Genomic DNA, 18,964 nt, shown 5'->3' with positions numbered 1-18,964 from the left:
AGTTCGGCAGATCAGTCTCGGTACACCGATTCGTATCGGTACCAGGGGCCGTCGAGGTGAGTCCAGGTTGAATCGGCATCGTTCCGGCCGCCCGTTTCATGATCAGGGGAGTACACCCACCCGCTCGTAAAGCCGAAAAAGATGGTCGAATTGTCGACGAAGTAGACCTCTCCCGACGGGCCGCCGCCTAGGGAGCGACTGATATCGAAAGGACCGATCTCGAACTTCTCGCGGGACGTGCCGGGGTTCTCCCGGATGTCGACGGCGATGGCCTCGAACTCGCCGCGCTTGTCGAGAAAGGTCGTGCTCGGCCCCCACACCACGAACGCGAAGGCGGCAGAGACGACGACGGGCGCGGGGAGTATCCACCAGGACCAACGTTGGTCGCGGCCGAGCACGTAGAGGGTTCGGATTGCCCACACCAGGCCGGTGGCGGCCAAAATCGCAAGCACGAGCAGATGGGCAAGCAGCGGGTCGGCCCAGGTGTGTGCGCCGAACGGCGATGGCCACCAATTTCGTTTGACGCAGACCCACACCCCGACGGCAGCCGTCACGACGGTCAGCAAAATTGGACCGGGTGGCTTCGATTGTGTCTGCTCGCCCGTGAGCTGCTGATGCACCCACTTGTCGAGCGATGCCATTCTCGCCATCGAGTCAGCGTATCTGCCCACACTGTTGGTGACGGCCCGAAAAGCGATGAACAGAGGCGGCGGAGCGCCGCGTTGGCTTTCGCGACGCCTTCTGATCAGCTGGGCGGCGTCACCAGACACCACTCGTTGCCCTCGGGGTCCCGGAGAACCTGAAAGGACCCGGCCGCATCGGAGTGCCGATTCCCGACCACGGTCGCACCGAGGTCAACGGCCTGTTCCACGGCAACGTCGATGTTCGGCACGTCGACGTCGAGATGAAGCCGGTTCTTGCCAGATTTGTCCTCCGGAACTCGCTGAAACGCCAGCCGAGTGAACCCTGGAACATCGACGAAATGCCATGAGTCGTCTCGCATCGCAGATTGCCCACCAAGTACACCTGCCCAGAACTGCGCCAACACAGCCGGCTCCGTGCAGTCGAATACGACCTCGTCAATGCGTCCGATCATGACGTCATCGTATGCGCCGGCCTCCGAAGTCACCCACGATCCGGTCGCCTCACTGCCGAGACTCGAGAACGGTGCCTGATCAGATCAGGCGGGTCACGCGAACCACCGCGTCGCGCAACGTCTTCGAGTGCACGCCTGTACCGACGACGGTCCTGGACTGTTCGGCTGCGGTGTCCACGCGCCACTCGGTGGCGTCGAACAGGGCAGTGATGTCTTTCGCGGTGACGGTGGCCTCGTGCGGCGGCGTGCCCTCGTGTGAATGATGTTGCGCGCCATCATGTAAGTGTCCGACGATGAGCAACGAACCGCCCGGTGCCACCCACTGCGCGATGTGTCGATAGAAGTCCAGTTGCGGAATCGTCGGATGCGCGTAGTGGGTCATCACCAGATCCCATCGCGCGTCGGGATTCCAGGTGGTCAGGTCGGCTTCCGTCCAGGTGACGTCGACGCCCGCCGCCTCGGATTGCCTTGCGGCGGTGGCGAGAGCGGCCTTGGAGATGTCCGCACCGGTGACCTGCCAACCCTGCTCGGCAAGCCAGATTGCCTCTGCTCCAGCGCCGCAGCCGGCGTCCAGGGCGGTGCCGGGCGTCAGTTGGGCTGTTTCGTCCATGAGATACGGATTCGCCGCGACGAAATGGGATGTTCTGTCATCCCAGTGCTGCTCCCAGTAGTGCTTGTCGAATGCGTGCGTCATGTCATGGCCTTTCGTCGCGGTGTGTGACGTCAGAATGGCAGCCCCGATAATTGATCGGCAAGTAAGTTTGCTGTATTGGCAAATGGGTGAAGGCTCAGTGAGGTGCGTCGGTGACCATTCGGTTGCGACCGGCGCGCTTCGCCTGGAACATCAGTGCGTCGGCTCTGTCGAGAGTGTTGCGAAGACCTTCGTCCGGTCGCTGAAGCGTGTATCCGGCCGAGAACGTCACCCCCGACGATGCGATCGCGGCTGCGAGAGCTTCGAGTGATCGAAGAGCGTCTCGACGATCGCAGTTACGCAGAGTGATCACGAATTCCTCTCCGCCCCAACGTGCCAGGAGTCCGTCGTCGCCGATGCAGCTTCGAGCAGTCGACACGAAGTCGCGGAGCAACGCGTCGCCGGCAGCGTGGCCGAAGTTGTCGTTGAACTGTTTGAAGTGATCCAGATCGAGAACCGCGACGACCGTGTCGACCGAATGGTCGTCTACGACGCACACCGCGTAGTCCGACCAACCGCGACGATTGAGTGCCCCGGTCAATTGATCTGTTCGGGACGCATGCAGGATGCCGTCCTCGATCTCTTTTCGATCGGTGACATCGAGAGCGGCCGCGAGTGTCCAGTCGGCGTCGGACGGGCCGACAAAAGGAACCAAGGTGAGCAGAACCCAGCGAATCTCGTCGTTCGGTCGAACGAAACGCACCTCGAGCTTCACGGACTTTCCAGCTGCCGTGCCCGCGGCCATCAGATCCTCGACGCTGCCATGGAGTGCAAGGTCGTCCGGGTGAGTGTGCACCGTTGCGGACCGACCTATCAGTTCCGAGGAGGACAGTCCGACGAGTTCGCAGTAGGCAGCGTTGACGTCGACGAACAATCCATCGGCATCGGAGAGTGCTTGCGCCACGGGGCTCGAGGCGAAGATGCGCCTGTACCGGTGTTCCTCCACGACGCAACGACCTGCTTTCTCCCCTTCCTTCAACGGGAGTCTAGTCGAGGTCGGGTCGATCCCAGAGCCGTCGCGACGTCGACGCACCACGATGGATAACAAACTGGTACGAACGTACGACTTTCGGGAACCGATCGGTGTCGGGTGCCGTCGAAGAGGTGGGTAGCCGAGCGATGATGGGGGTTTTCGATGACGACGAAGTGGCGAGAAGTGGCGAGCGCCGAGTGCCAAGAAGATTTCGACGATCTACTCGACGTCTGTGTCGAGATTGCCGCCGAACGCATCGGCGAAAACTGGGGACTCGACCCGGTAGCTGTCGTCAACCACGTCTCTCTCGGGCAGAAGATTCTTCCGGTGGAGGTGGATGCGTCGTCCACCATGACGGTGTACGAACAACTCGTCGGACGGTTGCGCGCCGTCGCCGATGATGTGCGGTCGTACGCCATCGTGTCCGACGCGACGGCCGAGGGGGCGTCGGACATGCATCTCGAGGTTCTGCTCGAACATCGCGAGTATGCGATGCAGATTCACGTCCCGTACGTGATCTCCGATGCGAAGACATTCGATCTCGGACCGATGAAAGCAGTTGCGGGACAGCAGCTTCTGTGGGGTTGAAGCGGTCACCCGCGGGTGTCGAGAGTCGGCGTCAACGCCCCGTCGATGACGATTCGGTCGCTCGTGACGATCGTCAGGTGTCGACGGAGGGCTTGGGCAACGATCATTCTGTCGAACGGATCCTTGTGGCCCCAGTCGAGCCGCCCGGCCGTCGACGCATCTGCGGAGTCGATCGCAAGGTCGGTCGCGTTCATTCCCGTCAACACCTCGGTCCACGTCGACAGCAGGGTGCCCCCGTCGAGTCGGCCGATCCGAGTCTTGATTGCGATCTCCCACGCCGAGGCGGCTGAGACCATCAACTCGTTTCCTTGATCGGCGAGGGTCTTGCGAACGTCCTCGGGCATCCTGTCCGGATCGGCAACGAGCCGTAGCAGTGCATTGGTGTCGAGAAGGAACGAGGTCACTCCGGCGACCCCCACGCGGCCAGTTCCGACGGGGGGAGAGGTTCGTCGAAAGATTCCGGCACGACGAGATCTCGCAATTGGCCGAAGACGCGCGGTGTCGGTCGAGCGGGCGTCAGCACAGCAACCGGTCGACCGTGGTTGGTGATCGTGACCGAAATGCCAGTTTGCTCGACCTCGGCCAAGATCGCGTTGAGCCGCGTCTTGGCTTCTGTACTGGTGATTGTCTTCATCACCACAGATTAGACCAGTGCGACTGGTCCGAATAGTCTTTTCTCCGTGTTCAGCCTTCTGCGGTTTGGCACTCCAGCCTGCCGAGTGCCAAAATGGAGGCACATTCTTGTTCGAAAGGAGTAGGCAGTGACCGTCACCTCTTCCAACTTCGAGGCCCGTGAGTTGGACGAAAGCATGCCACCCAAGTGGTGGAATCGGCGCATCCGTACTCGCGCTCAGGTGACCGAAATCGCGGTGATGTTCGGCGCTCTCTCGGTGGTCTCGTTCTGGGCCGCCGGGCTCGGTATCGCCGCAGGCCTGATTGCCGTCGCCGCGGCGCTGTGGGCCGACCGCACCCCCGACCTCGCCGGGGAGCGCGCCGAACGCACCGATGCGGCACTGGCCATCGGTACCGGAATCCTCGGCATCGTCGTCGGTGTGGGCTTCCTTGCGATGGTGCTGTAGAGCGACTACGTCGCACGTGCACGGAACTTCGTAACCCTCTACGAATTTCTATGCACGACGGCGGTGCCAGCAGATCCTCGAGACCGGTCGACCGAAGCATGGTCGGCCGGTTTCGTCGTTTCGAAACAATTTCTTCAAGTATCTGCGACGGTCCGTTGCACTAACCAGTTTTATGTGTGACGCTGTGTTGCGTACACATTCTTCGTACATATTGCTGGGACGCAGGCGGAAGGACCACCATGACTGCAGTCGACGACTCACGAACGCTCTACCGAGACACCTTGCATGCGCTGTCGACGGCATCGGTGCACCAGCACTTCGACGCCTTCCTCGACATTCCGTGGGACGAGCCCGAGTACGCGATCGTTCCCAACGATCCGCGCTGGGTGCTGCCCGACGCCGACCCGCTCGGACACACCGACTGGTACAAGTCACTTCCCCTGGACCGGCAGATCCACATCGGTATGTATCGCCAGGCCAGCATGGTCAAGGTGGGATTGCAGTTCGAGCAGATCCTGATCAGCGGCCTCATGCAGTACGCGCTCACGCTGCCCAACAACTCACCGGAATTCCGGTACTCGACGCACGAGGCCACCGAAGAGTGCCACCACACCCAGATGTTCCAGGAACTGGTCAATCGCATCGGCATCGACGTGCCCGGCGGACCCACCTGGTTCCGCAAGATCGTTCCGATGCTCACGGTGTTCGCCAGCCGGTCGGCACCGTTCGGGTTCTTCGTCGGCGTCCTTGCCGGAGAAGAGCCGATCGACCACATGCAGAAGGGCGTGCTGCGTGCCGGTGCCGTCGGTCATCCGCTGGTCCAGCGCGTGATGCAGATTCACATCGCCGAGGAAGCCCGTCACATCGGCTTCGCGCATCAGTACCTGCGGTACAAGGCTCCTCGCCTCGGCCGCTTCGAAAAGGCATCGATCTCCATCCTGACGCCCGTCATCATGCGATTGCTGTGCGACGTCATCATGAAGCCGAGCAAGCAGATGCGACGCGAGCTCGACATCCCCGACGAGGTCGTGGACGCCGTCTGGTGGAACAGCGAACCGTCACGAAAGGCATTGCGCGACACATTCGGTGACGTCCGAATGCTTGCCGGCGAACTGGGACTGATGAACCGAGTCTCGAAGCGAGTGTGGCGCGCTCTCGGTATCGACGGACGGCCGTCGCGCTACCGCAGTGAGCCGTCGTTCGGCTGAGTTTCCGGGGCGGTATCGAGCGGGACGGTTTCGAGAGGGACTTGGGGAATCGAAATGCCGCGGGATGCCCCGAGTCCCTTGACCTGAAGCCAGATGGTGTCGGCCAGGAACGTCGCGAAATGGTCCAGGCCGGTGCGTGATTCGGTTTGCCCGCTCCAGCTGCGCACCGCGCCCATGCATCCGGAGACCAGTCCGGCCACCCACGGCCGCACCAGCGACCAGTCCTCGGGCGAGAGATCCGCGTTCACGATAGAAAGAAACGCGGCAACGCTCACTTCCAGCTGCTCGGCCAGCATCGCGTTGGTCTCTTCGAGGGGAGTGGGCGATTCGGCGCTGACGTCCTGCTCGACGAACCGCGTCCACGCGGGATGCTCGGCAACCCACCGCACGTAGGTGCTCACCACGCGGTGCACCACATCGCGAGGAGTACCGGTCAACTCGAACGACGCGACCAGAGCGGCCGTCAACTGATCGCAGATGGCCCGCTGAATGGCGGTGTCCAAGTCGGTGCGATCACGGAAATGACGGTAGAGCCCGGTGCGATGGACGCCGGCCTCGGCGGAGATCTGGGCGGTGGTGAGCCGCTCACCAGGAGCGATATCGCGGGCCAGCACCGTCATGGCGGCATCGATGATGTGGCGTCGACGATCGGTGTTGTGCTGCTCCCAACGCCGCTTACGGCCATCGGACTTCGGGCGTGGGCCACCGTCACTCATGCTGCATGTTCTCACGTCCGCATCGGCCGAGGCCGTCAGTTGCTGCGTTTGCGCAGTGCGAACAGCACACCCGCCGCACCGACCACAGCCACGACCGCCCCGATCGTCCACAGTGGGAAGCCGCTGTCGGAGTCCTCGGTGGCCTCGGTGGCCTCGGGCTCTGCTGTGTTGGTGAAGTCGAGGTCCGTTGCCGGGGGCGTTGCCGCGGCCGAGGATCCCTGCGTGAGTTGGAACGGAATGCTGCCGGTGATCGGATGTCCGTCGGCGGAGACCACTCGGTACCCGATGGTGTATTCGCCCGCCGCACCGAGTCCGTCGAGATCGACTGTCACCGTGCTGCCATCGACGACGGGATCCGATGCGGCCCACTGGCTTTGGTCGGATCCGACGACGGTGACGGTGGCGAAGGTCTGTTGCACGGACTGGTTGAACGTCAGGGTCACCTCGTCCGGCGCGGCGTCGAGCACGGCATTCTCGGCAGGATTGCTCGACTGCAGAGACGCGTGGGCCGAGGCGGGTGCGATCGACAGCGCTGTTGCGGTGAGGAGCGTGGCTGTCATTGTGGCGAGGCGTTTCATCGGTGCTTTCCGGTCATTCGTGCGGAGGTTCGCCGGTGACCTTGTGGTCTGCGAAATTCAGGCCCTCCCGCACGAGACGGGCGAGGTGGCCGTCGGCCAAGCGGTAGATGACGTTCCGGCCCTCGCGTCGGGTCTCCACGAGTCCGGTGAATCGGAGCTTGGCCAGATGCTGGCTGACGGCGGTACGCGACGTTCCGGTGGCGGTGGTGAGTGCACTGACGTCGGCGGGGCCGCGATCGAGCAGCCAGAGGATGTGGAGCCGGGTGGGATCGGACAGCATCCGAAAGGTGTCACTGGCAGTGGCCAGGCGGGCGGAGTCGGGTTGGACGGCATGGTCGAGACTGATGCGCGGTTCCTTCTTCGGTGGCATCGAACGTCTTCTCCCTACGCGGAGGCGACCACCGGATCACGGGTGCGACTCCACAGGTGTGCTGCGGACAGTCCCGCTAGTGTAGCCAAGCCGGTGAGCACTGCCGCTGCGGTGAACTGTCCGAATTGTGCCCCCACCCATCCCGCGACCGGATACGTGATGAGAAATGCGGCGTGGGACAGCGAGAACTGCGCGGTGAAGATCGACTGTCGAGTGGTGTCGTCGGATTCACGACGCAGAATTCTCGCCGACGGCGTGTTGATCATCGACGTTCCGATGCCCAGAATCGACCACGTCGCGGCGAGCGCAATCCAAGCCGGCAATCCTCCGCTCAGTGTCGAGACCCCTGTTGCTGCGGCGGTTCCCACGACGGCTACTGCGGCGCCGGTGAGCATCAGGCGGTGGTCGTCGGTGGATCTGAGGGCTCGTGGGATGAACAGTGCTGCGATCATCGAACCGGCACCGTAGAAGCCCAGCGCGACGGCCAACGAGCTGCTGCCACCCCCGAACAGATCGCGAACGTAGACCACGGAGTTGACGATCACCAGCGCCGTAGCTGCGGCGACGACGGTGTTCAGTGCCAGGAGTCCCTGCAGCTCATGGTTTTTCACGAACGCGGTGATGCCGTCGGTCGGCCTGGTGCGCTCGGCCGCACCGTGTTTCGGCAGACGAGTCCCGATCACCATCACCGCGGAGACGACGAAGCCCAGTGCCGTTCCGACGAACAGGGTGTGAAAGCTGATGACCGTCAACAGAGCCGCCGCTATCAACGGGCTCACGAGCGATTCGAGGTCGTAGGCGAGCCGGGACAGCGTCAACGCGCGGGTGTATTGCAGCGTGTCCGGAACGACCGACGGGATGACGGCCTGGAAGGTGGGCGTGAAGGTGGCCGATGCTGCCTGCAGAACGAAGATCAGGACGTAGATCTGCCACACCTGGTCGACGAAGGGCAATGCCACCGCGGTGAGTGCCCGCACGGCATCGGCGGTGACGAGGACGAGCTTGCGGGGGAGCGCGTTCGTCAGGGACGAAACGATGGGCGCAACAAAGACATACGCGATCATCTTGATCGCCAGCGCGGTGCCGAGGACTGCTCCTGCGGAGCTGCCGGCGATGTCGTAGGCGAGAAGGCCCAGGGCCACCGTCAGTAGTCCGGTGCCGATCAGCGCAACGACCTGCGCCGTGAAGAGGCGTCGGAATGCGAGGTTGGCGAGAAGCATGGTTTCAAGGTACACACATGTGCGCACTTGCGCACTCAATGGGGTGTTGTGTGCATGTTGTGGGCCGAGCGCGAAAACTTTCGGTACCGTTGCTCGGTCGGCGTCACAATCGAGGTGGTTCATGACCGTCACGCGTAATTCATCCAACGAGGTGATGCGCCGCGCCGTCGACCAGTTGCCGTCGCTGATCGGCTACTGGGACTCCGGCCTGCGCAACGTCTTCGCCAACAAGGTGTACGCGGAATACTTCGGTATCGAGCCGTCGGTTCTGGTCGGTAAGCACATCAGCGAACTGCTCGGCGAAACGCTGTATCAACTTAATTTGCCGTACATCACCGCCGCACTCGCCGGTGAGCAGCAGCAGTTCGACCGCACGCTCATCGACGTCAAAGGCACCGTGCGCGTCACTCAGACCACCTACGTACCCGACATGCTCGACGGCAGCGTCGTCGGATTCACCGCGTTGGTCGTCGACGTCAGCGCCCGCGCGGAGGCCGAACGGGAGCGAGATCGAGCGACCCGGCTCTTTCAGATCACCATGGAGAACGCCCCGATCGGCAAAGCCGTGATGACCCGCGACGGACGATGGCTACAAGTGAACAAAGCCCTGTGCGAGCTGCTCGGATACACCGCAGAAGAATTGCGGCAGAAAACGTTTCGTGACATCACCCATCCCGACGACATTCCCCTCGCCGACGAACATCTCAAGGGATTGGCAGACGGCACGCTGACGAACGTGGCGTCGGAGAAGCGATACATCCGCAAAGATGGTGCCACTATCTGGGTGCAGCGGAACGCGACCGTGGTGCGCGACGACGAAGGCGATGTGATCATCGCGCAGATCCAGGACATCACCGCACGCAAAGCCGCGGAGGCCACACTCGAACGTCAGCTGCTTATCGACGACCTCACCGGACTGGGAAATCGCCGACGTTTGATGGTCGAGTTGAACAGCCTCAGGAACGTGTCCAGCGATCGGCCGGTCGGAATGCTCTTCGTGGACGTCGACGCGTTCAAATCCATCAACGATCGGTTCGGGCACGTCGTGGGCGATCAGGTGCTCGCGGCCATCGGTGGTCGCATCCTCGACAACGTGCGCGCCGACGACGTGGCCTGCCGAATCGGGGGAGACGAATTCGTCGCCCTGCTGCACAGTGCCCGATCGGCCGAAGGAGTCGAACGCCTCGCCAACCGGGTCCGCGGCTTCCTCGCCGGTCCCTACGACATCGACGGCGCCGACATCCCGGTATCGGTGAGCGTCGGATGGAGTTGGGAACCGACCACTGACCCGGACCAGTTGCTCCGAATTGCGGACGAGCGAATGTATTCGTCGAAGCGGGCCTGATTTTTGGGATCAATGTGGCTTTCAGTCGCTCAGAGTGCAAGAAAGGCGCATTCATTCGGTGCGGGGTGCGGGGTGCGGTGTGGGTGGTGCGAGGTGCCGGTTGGGTGGTGCGAGTCCGGGGTGCGGGTCGATTCTTTCGGAAACGCAAACGCGAGCGCGTTTGCCAGACGCGAGGGGATTAGGTCCGAATCGGACGCGATCTCGCTCGCGTTCAGCAAACGCGCGCGCGTTTGCGGAGGTGGCTATGACGTCAGATCGACCTCGGACCCCACTCCGGCGGCACGTGCGCGCTGGATGACCAACTCGGCAACAGCAAGATCCTCGAGCCCGATCCCGGTGGAGTCGAAGAGCGTGATCTCCTCGTCCGTCGATCGACCGGTCGTCCGGCCGGTGATCACGTCGCCGAGTTCGATGTCGAAGTGGCTCTCGTCGACGGCACCCTCGCCGATCGCCAGCAGCGCATCGCCCGACTTCGACAGGGCGGTGGCGGTGCTGTCCACCACCACTCTCGACCGCGCAATGGCGGCACCGTCGACTTCGCGTTCGTTCGGGCGCGGGGCGGCACCGACGACATTGAGGTGAGTGCCCGCGTTCAACCACTCGCCGAGCATGATCGGAGTGATGGACGGGGTGAGCGTGCAGACGATATGAGATTGTCGCGCAACGTCTTCGACCGACACAGCATGTTCGATCTTCAGGTCCAAGTCCGCGATGTTGTTGCGAAACCGTTCCACGGTATCGGCGGATCGAGACCAGACGACGACGCTCTCGAGTTCGCGTACGCCGTGTAGTGCACGGACGTGTTCGACGGCCAAATTACCGGCACCGACGACGCCCACGACGGTGCTGTCGGCACGTGCGAGGTGCGCGGTGGCCACGGCACTGGCGGCCGCCGTACGAATCGCCGTGATGGCCCGGCCGTCGAGCACTGCGACGCACTCGCCGGTACGAGTCGACGTCACCAACATGGTCGAGCGCTGCCGGGGAAGTCCGCGAGCGCGGTTCCCCGGCAGGTCCGACAACACCTTCACCACCGCGAGCTCAGCGGTGCCGGACTGCGCCACCATCGGGATGATCCGACCGTCCTCGGTGCCGTTCATCGACGACGGCGCCGGATTCTGAGCGGCCCCCGTCGACAGGTCGGTCAGTGCACGCTCGACTGCAGTGAACACCTCACTGCGATCGAGGAGCGCCGAGATCTCGGAGTGGCGCAGTACCAGAGTCATGTCAGCCGACCGCTGTGAGTTCGGCGGCGTCGACGACGCGTGAGGTGACCAGGTCCGCGAACGCGGGTGCGGAGCGAACCATGCCTTCTTCCTGCAGTATTCGCATCCAGCGGTCGCTGGCATCGCCGTCGATACGGACGGTGTCCCAGGTCTGCGACTGCTGAATCCTGCTGCATGCTGCAGAGAGCGTCGGCATTGCAATGTTCGGCCAGTGCTCGGCAAGCAACGGCTGGAGTTCGGTGACAGGGGTGGCCTTGACGGTGGCCATTGCGGCGTCGAGACCTGTCGCGAACTTCACCAGACGCTCTTCGAGCTCCTCGAAACGGTCTGTGCGGCAGTAGTACACGCTGTTCGGTCCTAGTCCGCCCACCTCGGCGTATTCGACGACGATGTGCCCGGTGCCGCGATCGGACATGATCTGGGCGGTGGTGATGTCGAGAATGATGGCATCGCCCAGGCCGTCCTCGAACAGTTCGACGAACATCGGCGTCGACAGGTCTCGCAAGAACGTGGTGCGCGACGAGTCGACGCCACTCTCGCGCATCATGCCTGCGGTGATCGCATACGGTGCGCTACCTCCGATTCCCGGAGCGAGCACGGTCTTTCCGGTGAGCATCGACCAGTCGAATCCACCCGGTGTCGGTTCCCGCATGACGAGGGCCTTGGGGAACTGGTGATTGAGCTGCGCGAAGACGGTGAGCTGTCGTGATGTGCCCCAGTACATTCCGGGTACCCACAGCCCGCCGAGTGCGATATCGGCTTCGCCGCTGGCGAGGTCGTCGAGCACGCCGGTCCACGGATCGCAGGCCTTGGCGTGGACGGACAAGCCGTTGTCCGCGAAGAGTCCGGCGTGATCGGCGTAGTACTCGGGGAGGTAGTTCAGTCCGTGCGCGGTAGCTGAGATGGACAATGATTCGGTCATGGTGTTCGATTCCTTCTTTCATGATGGGTCTCTGAATTACGCTGCTACGAGCTCCTTTTCGTTCACCGCCTCCAACGATCGGCCGAAGGTCTCCGGGCCGAACTGCGCGGCGACGACGAGGAGGACATACATGCCGGCGATCATCAGGAATACCCCGGCAACACCGGCGATATCGAAGAAGAAGAGTGCAGCGAACGGCATGACCGCGCCGGCGACGTTGCCGATTCCGTTGACCACCGAGGTACCCATGCCGCGGATGGACGTCGGGAACAGTTCGGGTGTCCACACCGAGAGCATCGTGTTGAGCATCATCGTGAAGAACTGGAAGATTGCGCCGAGGATCAAGATGGTGGCGACGCTGTTCGCCAGGGTTGCGAAGGCGATGGCGGAGATGCAACCGAGAGTCGCAGCAGTCATGACGGTGGGGCGTCGACGGACGCGTCCGGCCAAATAGCATGCAGCGCATGCTCCGAACAGGCTGCCGATGTTCATGATCATGGTGAACAACAGTGAGTCGGTGAGGGAATAGCCGCGGGAGACCAACAGAATGGGCATCAGGAACAGCAGCGTGACCTGAGCGCCGAAGGACATCCACGACGCGGCTCCGACAGCAGCGGTGCGACGCAGGTTCTGTCCTTTGAACACCTCGGCGTAGGACGTCTTCTCGGTGCTGGGAAGAATGTCCTCGGCCGTGACGAACTGCTGTGTGGGGCCTGGGTTTCGGAGACCGGAGATGGAGCCGCTGGCCAGCCGAGTGAGGCTGCGGTTGGCCTCGTCGACCCGGCCTTTCGACATCAGGAATCGAGGAGACTCGGGCAGATAGCGACGGAAGAAGACCACCAAAACTGCAGGCAGCGCGAGGATTACGTAGGTCCAGCGCCAGGAGGTGTCGTCGCCGCCGAGCATGCCACCGAGCGGGCCCAGAACCAGCATGAAGAAGCCGAACGAGGCTATGTTGCCGATGCCACCGGACGAGATGTTGAGCGTCGCCAGCAACGAGCCGCGGTGTCGGGTTGCCACGAGCTCGGCGAGAATGGCCAAGCCAACGGTGAATTCGCCGCCGAGGCCGATGCCGACGATGAAGCGGCTGGCGAGCAACATCTCGTAGCTCACGGCCGCCGCACTGATCAGGCCGCCCAGCGTGTAGACGAGAAGGTTGAGGCTCAACGCAGTTCGGCGACCCCAGCGGTCTGCGATGTAGCCGCCGACGAGGCGTCCCACGAGGCCACCGATCACGGTGGCAGTGTTGATCAGGGTCAATTGGGCGTTACCGATTCCGAGTGATTCCTTGATGAGCGGTCCCATCGCTCCGGTCGAGTTCTGCTCCAGGCTGTCGAAGAACAAACCGGCCATCAGCAGCAGGATCACGGCACCCTGCACTCGGGTGAAGCCGATCCGATCGAGTGCATTGGTCAGTCCCGATGCGGGTTCTGATGGAGTGGGGGCCGTGGGTTCGTTCGGTGTGATGGGGGTGGGTGGGACGGATTCCGAGGTAGAGGCAGACATGGTGTGCTCCAGCGGGCTGGCAGGCACCGGCAACGGATGTTTCCGGTGAGTCGCCTCTCGTAACTCTCCGAAACGACTGCCTAATTTGTATACAAAATGTGTGTCATTTCAGTTATCTCCCGCTACGAACATGTTAAGGACTGGATATATCCCTGAAATGGTATACGACTTGACGGTCAGGCCTGGCGCGGGGTGTCATCCTCGTCGCGCCGGAGATGCTCGTCCATCAGGAACCCGGCCTGGACGGGTGAGCCGTTGAGGATTGCCGCCGCGAGAGCCGCGTGGTCATGGATCGACGCGCCTGGATCGTCGCCGAGCCCCCAAGCCACCCGGCGATTGACCCCGGCCAGCATCTCGCGCAGTTGATCGTTGCCTGCCGCGACGGCAACCAGGTCATGAAACGAGGTGGTCGCCTCTGGGGTGCGCGACTGCGACCGGGCGTGCTCGACGACCGCAGCAAGCTGCTGTGCGACGGAGCCGCCCCTGTTCTTGGCGGCAAGCTGAGCGGCCAACACCTCGAGCCCATGCCGCACCTCGAGTAGTTCCTTGTTCTCCTTGTGCAGCGTCGTCGAGACCGTAGCGCCCCTATAGCGCACGATGGTGACGAATCCTTCGGCCTGGAGCTGGGCGAGCGCTTCTCGCACGGGTACCCGAGAGACGCCGAACGCCTTGGCAATCGACTCCTCGACCAGCCGTTCACCGCCGACGCGACGACCGGACAGAATCTCGTCACGCAAGGTCTGGGCAATGATGCCGCCCGAGGATTCGCCATCTGGATGCACGAGGGAGAGTCTAGATCGGGCCGGGGGTGGGCCGAGCGACTACGCGATGCCGATGGGCCGCCCGGTAGTGGTGGAGTGGTTGGGGGTCCGTGCGGTTGGGGTGGGGCGATTCTGTCGCAAACGCGTGCGCGTTTGTCAGACGCGAGGGAATTAGGTCCTGATCGGACGCGATCTCGCTCGCGTTCAGCAAACGCGCGCGCGTTTGCGGAGGTGCGGATCGGGCGACCTAGGTTCGCCGGCAGTCGACTCGATACGCGAGGTAGAGGTACAGGACTCCGGTGATTGCGCCGCCCAGGCATCCGACCGCGATATCGAGGGGAATCGAACCGAAGCTCGCCACCAGTCGAGCCAGGAGAAATCCGACCACCACCGCGGGAACCAATGCGAGGGCGTTGATGTAGTCGCTGCGAGTGGCCCCGCCCTTCTTACTCATGGGGCCGGTCATCACGTACTCGCGAAACGTTCGCTGGTTCGACACGTCGATCCTTCTGTGGTGCAGTCGGTCCGTACGACAATATACCGAGCGGTCGATTTTGTACGACTCGAGCGAGAGGCGGGGACGCGTTGCGTGCTTTAATTTTCTTAGTGGTGCTGGGTGTTGTGTACAAGTGGCCGCTGTTCGGCGAAAGTCCCGATGAGTGGTCGGCGCTGTCGCAGGGCATCGTTTTCGGTTTGATCGTGAGTACGGTCGCGACACCTGCGGGCTGGAGAGCCATCCGCCGCATCAGAACTCGCCTCGATGGGTCGTACAGATCGGATTCCGAAGTTCCCGAGTGAAATCGGGTGCAGCTGACCGCGCTCACCGCGGCCAGTTGCACCCAATTCGAGGTTCTATGTCCGAAAAGGGGTGGCGGAGACGCGTCAGCTCACGCGCAGGCGTGGCTTCCGTCGACAGCGTCCACGAATCCACAAGCGAATGCGCGGGAAATCTTCCACTCCTCGTCGGATCGCACGAAGGGGATCGGCCCGACCGGAGACGGCTCGACATTGCCCAAGTGCCCTAGCCCGGTCGCGTTGACGGCGTCCGGGCCGGCAGGCTCGACGGTCGTGAATTCGATGTGCTGTGGATCGGGTTGGGCACCCCACGCGCGCGCGAGCGAAACGTTGTTCTCGCTGGGGCCATCGAACAGTCGAGCCCGATCCTCCTCGCGTACGGCGTAATTCAGACTTGCAGCGAGTAGGTCGGTCAGCTGATCTGCGGTGGGAACAGCGTCGGTGATCGGTGGTGGGGGCGGCGCGAACTGAGTCGATCGAACAGCGGCGGCGGGAACTTGCAGGTCATCGACTTCAGCAGGCGCGCATGCGCAGATCAGCATTACGAGACTCATGGTGAACACTCCGGCACGTTTCATCGGACCAGCTGCCAACGTAATTTACCGTCGACAACGGTAGGAGTGTGCCCCTCGAAGGCGGTGCCGGCCTCGAGGCTATCGGCCAAGTCCGTCAACATTGCGCTCAACGATGGCCATTTGGGGCCTGCGCCGTCGGCGTCGACCTTCTGGAACTCTGTGACGCTTCCGTGGAGAGGTCCCGGCCGGGCGTCGACGAACAGAAGATAGCCGTCTTGTCCCGCGAACGGAAGGAAGTAGGGCAAGTAGGTTCCGACGTAGTCGCCGGCGGATGTGTCGATCTGGGGTTCGGCACCCATGTCGGCGTCGATCTCACCCCAGATATCGAGCTCAAGCTGACGTTCGCTGACAGCGCGGTCGAGGTCGAACAACTCGTGAGCGGGAAAGATCGATATCCAGGTCTCACGAGGAAAGCCGTTGATCAGACGGAAGAACGACGTCAATTCCTCGGGCCAGATGCCGCCGGTTGCGCGCATGGCGTCGTTGATCTGCTCGTCGGTGGCCCCGGCAATCGAGACGGACGACAGGTTCTCGACGAGCCACTGGGCAATTCGACTCCATTGTCCGACAACTGATTTGGCTGCGCCTGCGGTGTCGTTGTCGACTCGCAACTGCATTCGGAGTCGCAGATCATCCTCGTGAGCGGTGTAGTCAGTCGATACCACCTCACCGTCACCGATCCGATAGTTCCTCGAAGGGGCGAGCGGAGTTCCGTCGTCCGCCTGCGTCAATTCGCGACCGGCCCGTATGGCTTGCACGACAGCCCCGTCCCAATCATTTGTGTAGCCAGTGCGAACGGCGCTACTCACGGTCTCGGCACTGCGGGCCGATACGAACCACTTCATCGGGATTCTCTCCTCGTGTGCCAGGGACGTGAGTGGAGCCGAATCATCAGCTTGGAAGAGCCAGGCGTCGATTATGCGCCGAGGTTATGACAATGACCGGGACTGCCACTGGCGCAACGAGGGTCACAATCGTGGTGATGAGCGACGGCCAGGGTGCTGTGTAGTCCCACGTCGACTCCGCGACGATCGCAGCCGCGATCAATGATATGGCCTGGGCACCCACACGGAGGGCCGTGGCAGAGAGCGGCGGCCGGACCGCGAACCTGCCGATTATCACCGGCAAGTAGTGCCCTTCGTTCACCCGCGACAGTTGTCTGGTCGCGACGGTCATCATCGCCGCACCGAGTGCAGCGACCAGAAAACCGACAAACAGCATGCCCGGTACGATACCCGTCGGAGGGCTTGAGATTTCCATGATGACGAAAACGCTCGACAGTCATCTGGATGTTGGGCGACAATCGAAGCGGCTCAGCAGATTCCAGAGCTCATACCAGAGACGAACTCGGCGGCACCGTTCCCGTCGACTCCGTCATCGGCAAGGCGCGTCTGATCGTGTTACCACCCTCGCGATGGGGAACCATCGATTCGCCGTCGATTCAGTCACGCTGAGCGAGAGGATCAGAACCCGAGATCGCGGTTGCGTCGCTCCCGTTCGATGCGCCGCTGTTCGTCGGCCCGATCTCGGCAGCGACGCATAAATTCGGCGTCGGCCTCAGGGTTCTGGGCAGCCTGGCGTCCGGGCCGGGTCTCGTACTCCGGAAACGCGGAGTTGCCGGCCCGCCGGTAACTGGAGCCGCCGCCGGGGCCGCCCCAGATTCCGCCCCCGATCGGACGTCCCGCGACCAGCCACGCAAGAGAGCCGGCCAATGGCAGAAACACCACGAGCAGCAGCCAGACGATCTTGGGGAGGTATCGCACCCCACCGTCGTCGGCTGTGATCACGTCGATCAGGCAGAACACCCACAGCAGCATCACCAGTAAACCGACGTACGGCATTCGACCCTCCACGTTCAAGACCATCTGGTCTGTTGTATCGAGGATCGTAGCGGGAGAACAGTGAATGCGACAGCGGTGCAGCGGAGCCCTTGCCGAAAAGTAGTCCATGGCCGAGCCCATGGTGGCCTGCTGCCTTCTGTGCGATCAGCGTACCGCAGCGCGGAACGAGGACGTCAGGGTGACGGCAACGGTCGCGAGAAATACTGCTGGATAGGTGAACTGAACCACGGTCTCGAATGCGGGTGAGCCCTCGAACATGAAGATTCCGATTGCTTTGATTCCGCGGTAGTCGGTGAAATACCAGGCGATCATGGGCGCAGTCACCGCTACCGGCACCAGCCAGCTCCACCAGGTGTGACGGCGAATCGCGTAATCGAGGGCGACGATGACCAACGGGATGCACCACACCCAGTGGTGACCCCATGCGAAGGGCGACACCATCGGCGTCGCGAGTCCGCAGATCACCAACGCCAGCAACGTCTTGCCTGCTGTGTGAACGCGTGCAGCTGTCCACAAGGCGAGGGCGGCAACGGCCGCGGCAATGAGAAACCACACCAGGAACGGCGGTGTGTGGCCCGGCCACAGGCGAGCCAGAGCTCCGTGAATCGACTGATTCGCCGGCGACGCGAGTGCCCCGATTCGTTCGGAGTCGACCATGGTCGCGGTCCAGAACTTCCAGGAATCGGAGGGAATGATCAGGAATCCGGCGGCAACGGTGGCCGCGAATGCCGCACTCGCGGTGAGCGCTGCGCGCCAGTCCCTGATGGAGAGTAGATGGAGGACGAAGAAGGCGGGAGTCAGCTTGAGTCCAGCAGCAATTCCTACACCGACACCGCGCAGGCGGCCGCCCTGGCCTCGGCTGAGATCGAACAGCACCAACACGAGCAGCAGAAGGTTGATCTGTCCGAGCCAGATGGTCATGCGCACGGGCTCGAGCCAAGTGAACGCGATCGCCATCGGTGCGCTGACGAGATACATTGCCCCGCTGCGGTAATTGAGAGCTCTCCAGCTCAGAACCACCGTGGCATAGATCAGCAGAGCATTGATCACCTGAAGCAGTGTCACCGCGCTCGTCACGCTCACAAGCGCAAGCGGTGTGAAGACCAAGGCCGCGAACGGCGGGTAGGTGAAGGGTAATCCGATGTCGAACAGTGCGAACTCGTACAGTGGCTGGCCCTGCAGGACGACGTCGCCGCCATGACGGTAGACGATGGTGTCTATCCCGTTGCCGAAGAGGCCGAACGGAACTGTCCATCCCAGGAAATACGCATGCGCTGCGATGGCGATGCACGCTGCAAGTACCGAGCCCGCCAGCCATCGGGGGCCGAAGCGATTCGGCGTGGTGGGAGCTCGGTGGATCGGATCGTCCAGTGCACGTGTGCCTTCGATGAACGACCCTCGCCCAGCATGCATGTGCGATCCAGTTTCGGTTCGCAGCGGCATGTAGCTGGACGACGTCATGAAAGTCACGATA

The 18,964-nt window shown here is 62.7% G+C and carries 24 protein-coding genes and 1 pseudogene; 5 read left to right on the top strand and 20 right to left on the bottom strand.

The annotated features are described in order from the left end of the window. Positions 1-11: 11 nt before the first annotated feature. The 4 genes from AC5WEY_RS01390 to AC5WEY_RS01375 form a co-directional block, all read right to left on the bottom strand. Positions 12-650 (bottom strand): DUF1109 domain-containing protein, encoded by a 639-nt coding sequence (locus AC5WEY_RS01390; RefSeq protein ID WP_495644378.1) that lies wholly within the window; start codon positions 648-650, stop codon positions 12-14. A 95-nt stretch (positions 651-745) separates the two neighbouring features. Next, positions 746-1,096 (bottom strand): VOC family protein, encoded by a 351-nt coding sequence (locus AC5WEY_RS01385; protein WP_495644377.1) that lies wholly within the window; start codon positions 1,094-1,096, stop codon positions 746-748. Positions 1,097-1,175: 79 nt separating this feature from the next. Further along, positions 1,176-1,790, bottom strand: coding sequence for a class I SAM-dependent methyltransferase (locus AC5WEY_RS01380; RefSeq protein ID WP_495644376.1), 615 nt, complete (start codon positions 1,788-1,790; stop codon positions 1,176-1,178). 94 nt (positions 1,791-1,884) lie between these two features. After that, a complete protein-coding gene (locus AC5WEY_RS01375) occupies positions 1,885-2,733 on the bottom strand; it encodes a GGDEF domain-containing protein (protein WP_495644375.1) in 849 nt (282 codons plus the stop codon). A gap of 189 nt (positions 2,734-2,922) precedes the next feature. On the opposite strand from AC5WEY_RS01375, the gene AC5WEY_RS01370 reads away from it, so the two are divergent. Further along, positions 2,923-3,348, top strand: a complete 426-nt coding sequence (locus tag AC5WEY_RS01370) for a hypothetical protein (protein WP_495644374.1) — start codon at positions 2,923-2,925, stop codon at positions 3,346-3,348. Positions 3,349-3,353: 5 nt separating this feature from the next. On the opposite strand, the gene AC5WEY_RS01365 is transcribed toward AC5WEY_RS01370, so the two are convergent. Beyond that, a complete protein-coding gene (locus AC5WEY_RS01365; protein WP_495644373.1) occupies positions 3,354-3,752 on the bottom strand; it encodes a type II toxin-antitoxin system VapC family toxin in 399 nt (132 codons plus the stop codon). After that, positions 3,749-3,982 (bottom strand): type II toxin-antitoxin system Phd/YefM family antitoxin, encoded by a 234-nt coding sequence (locus tag AC5WEY_RS01360; protein WP_495644372.1) that lies wholly within the window; start codon positions 3,980-3,982, stop codon positions 3,749-3,751. Before AC5WEY_RS01360 ends, AC5WEY_RS01365 begins: the two co-directional genes overlap by 4 nt. Before the next feature lie 127 nt (positions 3,983-4,109). Here AC5WEY_RS01360 and AC5WEY_RS01355 point away from each other — a divergent pair, with 127 nt between their 5' ends. Beyond that, positions 4,110-4,427 (top strand): hypothetical protein, encoded by a 318-nt coding sequence (locus tag AC5WEY_RS01355; protein WP_495644371.1) that lies wholly within the window; start codon positions 4,110-4,112, stop codon positions 4,425-4,427. Positions 4,428-4,666: 239 nt separating this feature from the next. Further along, positions 4,667-5,635 carry an AurF N-oxygenase family protein gene (locus AC5WEY_RS01350; RefSeq protein WP_057479013.1) on the top strand — a complete coding sequence of 323 codons (969 nt, stop codon included), beginning with the start codon at positions 4,667-4,669 and terminating at the stop codon, positions 5,633-5,635. On the opposite strand, the gene AC5WEY_RS01345 is transcribed toward AC5WEY_RS01350, so the two are convergent. From AC5WEY_RS01345 to AC5WEY_RS01330, 4 genes are read right to left on the bottom strand one after another with little or no spacing between them, the layout of a single operon-like run. After that, positions 5,608-6,351 carry a TetR/AcrR family transcriptional regulator gene (locus tag AC5WEY_RS01345; RefSeq protein ID WP_495644370.1) on the bottom strand — a complete coding sequence of 248 codons (744 nt, stop codon included), beginning with the start codon at positions 6,349-6,351 and terminating at the stop codon, positions 5,608-5,610. The two genes, AC5WEY_RS01350 and AC5WEY_RS01345, sit on opposite strands and share 28 nt — an antisense overlap. Before the next feature lie 35 nt (positions 6,352-6,386). Next, entirely contained in the window at positions 6,387-6,911 is a 525-nt protein-coding gene (locus tag AC5WEY_RS01340) for a copper resistance CopC family protein (RefSeq protein ID WP_495644369.1), read from the bottom strand. 31 nt (positions 6,912-6,942) lie between these two features. Further along, positions 6,943-7,299 carry an ArsR/SmtB family transcription factor gene (locus AC5WEY_RS01335; RefSeq protein ID WP_032376110.1) on the bottom strand — a complete coding sequence of 119 codons (357 nt, stop codon included), beginning with the start codon at positions 7,297-7,299 and terminating at the stop codon, positions 6,943-6,945. A gap of 14 nt (positions 7,300-7,313) precedes the next feature. Then, on the bottom strand, positions 7,314-8,519 hold the full coding sequence (locus AC5WEY_RS01330) for an MFS transporter (protein WP_495644368.1): 1,206 nt from the start codon (positions 8,517-8,519) through the stop codon (positions 7,314-7,316). A 121-nt stretch (positions 8,520-8,640) separates the two neighbouring features. On the opposite strand from AC5WEY_RS01330, the gene AC5WEY_RS01325 reads away from it, so the two are divergent. After that, positions 8,641-9,864: a sensor domain-containing diguanylate cyclase gene (locus AC5WEY_RS01325; RefSeq protein WP_495644367.1), complete on the top strand. Its 1,224-nt coding sequence runs from the start codon at positions 8,641-8,643 to the stop codon at positions 9,862-9,864. Positions 9,865-10,106: 242 nt separating this feature from the next. Here the strand turns inward: AC5WEY_RS01325 and AC5WEY_RS01320 are convergent, their stop codons facing one another. From AC5WEY_RS01320 to AC5WEY_RS01285, 8 genes are all read right to left on the bottom strand, one after another. After that, a complete protein-coding gene (locus AC5WEY_RS01320) occupies positions 10,107-11,090 on the bottom strand; it encodes an ornithine cyclodeaminase family protein (RefSeq protein WP_495644366.1) in 984 nt (327 codons plus the stop codon). A gap of 1 nt (position 11,091) precedes the next feature. After that, positions 11,092-12,012 carry an ABC transporter substrate-binding protein gene (locus tag AC5WEY_RS01315; RefSeq protein WP_057479007.1) on the bottom strand — a complete coding sequence of 307 codons (921 nt, stop codon included), beginning with the start codon at positions 12,010-12,012 and terminating at the stop codon, positions 11,092-11,094. A 36-nt stretch (positions 12,013-12,048) separates the two neighbouring features. Beyond that, positions 12,049-13,518 (bottom strand): MFS transporter, encoded by a 1,470-nt coding sequence (locus tag AC5WEY_RS01310; RefSeq protein WP_495644365.1) that lies wholly within the window; start codon positions 13,516-13,518, stop codon positions 12,049-12,051. A gap of 176 nt (positions 13,519-13,694) precedes the next feature. Further along, on the bottom strand, positions 13,695-14,300 hold the full coding sequence (locus AC5WEY_RS01305; protein WP_495644364.1) for a GntR family transcriptional regulator: 606 nt from the start codon (positions 14,298-14,300) through the stop codon (positions 13,695-13,697). 226 nt (positions 14,301-14,526) lie between these two features. Then, positions 14,527-14,778, bottom strand: a complete 252-nt coding sequence (locus AC5WEY_RS01300; protein ID WP_495644363.1) for a hypothetical protein — start codon at positions 14,776-14,778, stop codon at positions 14,527-14,529. A 388-nt stretch (positions 14,779-15,166) separates the two neighbouring features. Beyond that, entirely contained in the window at positions 15,167-15,628 is a 462-nt protein-coding gene (locus AC5WEY_RS01295) for an MTB12 C-terminal domain-containing protein (protein WP_495644362.1), read from the bottom strand. Positions 15,629-15,648: 20 nt separating this feature from the next. Next, the gene (locus AC5WEY_RS01290) at positions 15,649-16,494 is read right to left on the bottom strand and encodes an SMI1/KNR4 family protein (RefSeq protein WP_495644361.1); all 846 of its coding nucleotides are present in this window, start codon (positions 16,492-16,494) and stop codon (positions 15,649-15,651) included. Positions 16,495-16,540: 46 nt separating this feature from the next. Then, positions 16,541-16,909, bottom strand: coding sequence for a hypothetical protein (locus tag AC5WEY_RS01285; RefSeq protein ID WP_495644360.1), 369 nt, complete (start codon positions 16,907-16,909; stop codon positions 16,541-16,543). Between the two features lie 23 nt (positions 16,910-16,932). On the opposite strand from AC5WEY_RS01285, the pseudogene AC5WEY_RS01280 reads away from it, so the two are divergent. Further along, a pseudogene (locus AC5WEY_RS01280) lies at positions 16,933-17,103 on the top strand (S26 family signal peptidase); the annotation flags it as partial. Between the two features lie 9 nt (positions 17,104-17,112). Here AC5WEY_RS01280 and AC5WEY_RS01275 read toward each other — a convergent pair. Beyond that, positions 17,113-17,490 (bottom strand): PLDc N-terminal domain-containing protein, encoded by a 378-nt coding sequence (locus AC5WEY_RS01275; protein ID WP_495645495.1) that lies wholly within the window; start codon positions 17,488-17,490, stop codon positions 17,113-17,115. Between the two features lie 144 nt (positions 17,491-17,634). Continuing rightward, entirely contained in the window at positions 17,635-18,951 is a 1,317-nt protein-coding gene (locus tag AC5WEY_RS01270; protein ID WP_495644359.1) for a glycosyltransferase 87 family protein, read from the bottom strand. Positions 18,952-18,964: the final 13 nt, after the last annotated feature.

Source organism: Rhodococcoides sp. S146-33 (genome assembly GCF_059489205.1).
This window is presented reverse-complemented; position numbering and strand designations above follow the sequence as displayed.

Bases quoted from the DNA above. Each gene is read 5' to 3' on its own strand.
- AC5WEY_RS01290 (WP_495644361.1), bottom strand. From the start codon at position 16,494: ATGAAGTGGTTCGTATCGGCCCGCAGTGCCGAGACCGTGAGTAGCGCC.
- AC5WEY_RS01340 (WP_495644369.1), bottom strand. From the start codon at position 6,911: ATGACAGCCACGCTCCTCACCGCAACAGCGCTGTCGATCGCACCCGCC.
- AC5WEY_RS01285 (WP_495644360.1), bottom strand. From the start codon at position 16,909: ATGGAAATCTCAAGCCCTCCGACGGGTATCGTACCGGGCATGCTGTTT.
- AC5WEY_RS01380 (WP_495644376.1), bottom strand. From the start codon at position 1,790: ATGACGCACGCATTCGACAAGCACTACTGGGAGCAGCACTGGGATGAC.
- AC5WEY_RS01335 (WP_032376110.1), bottom strand. From the start codon at position 7,299: ATGCCACCGAAGAAGGAACCGCGCATCAGTCTCGACCATGCCGTCCAA.
- AC5WEY_RS01310 (WP_495644365.1), bottom strand. From the start codon at position 13,518: ATGTCTGCCTCTACCTCGGAATCCGTCCCACCCACCCCCATCACACCG.
- AC5WEY_RS01270 (WP_495644359.1), bottom strand. From the start codon at position 18,951: ATGACGTCGTCCAGCTACATGCCGCTGCGAACCGAAACTGGATCGCAC.
- AC5WEY_RS01370 (WP_495644374.1), top strand. From the start codon at position 2,923: ATGACGACGAAGTGGCGAGAAGTGGCGAGCGCCGAGTGCCAAGAAGAT.
- AC5WEY_RS01295 (WP_495644362.1), bottom strand. From the start codon at position 15,628: ATGAGTCTCGTAATGCTGATCTGCGCATGCGCGCCTGCTGAAGTCGAT.
- AC5WEY_RS01360 (WP_495644372.1), bottom strand. From the start codon at position 3,982: ATGAAGACAATCACCAGTACAGAAGCCAAGACGCGGCTCAACGCGATC.
- AC5WEY_RS01275 (WP_495645495.1), bottom strand. From the start codon at position 17,490: ATGCCGTACGTCGGTTTACTGGTGATGCTGCTGTGGGTGTTCTGCCTG.
- AC5WEY_RS01345 (WP_495644370.1), bottom strand. From the start codon at position 6,351: ATGAGTGACGGTGGCCCACGCCCGAAGTCCGATGGCCGTAAGCGGCGT.
- AC5WEY_RS01325 (WP_495644367.1), top strand. From the start codon at position 8,641: ATGACCGTCACGCGTAATTCATCCAACGAGGTGATGCGCCGCGCCGTC.
- AC5WEY_RS01315 (WP_057479007.1), bottom strand. From the start codon at position 12,012: ATGACCGAATCATTGTCCATCTCAGCTACCGCGCACGGACTGAACTAC.
- AC5WEY_RS01385 (WP_495644377.1), bottom strand. From the start codon at position 1,096: ATGATCGGACGCATTGACGAGGTCGTATTCGACTGCACGGAGCCGGCT.
- AC5WEY_RS01350 (WP_057479013.1), top strand. From the start codon at position 4,667: ATGACTGCAGTCGACGACTCACGAACGCTCTACCGAGACACCTTGCAT.
- AC5WEY_RS01330 (WP_495644368.1), bottom strand. From the start codon at position 8,519: ATGCTTCTCGCCAACCTCGCATTCCGACGCCTCTTCACGGCGCAGGTC.
- AC5WEY_RS01320 (WP_495644366.1), bottom strand. From the start codon at position 11,090: ATGACTCTGGTACTGCGCCACTCCGAGATCTCGGCGCTCCTCGATCGC.
- AC5WEY_RS01390 (WP_495644378.1), bottom strand. From the start codon at position 650: ATGGCGAGAATGGCATCGCTCGACAAGTGGGTGCATCAGCAGCTCACG.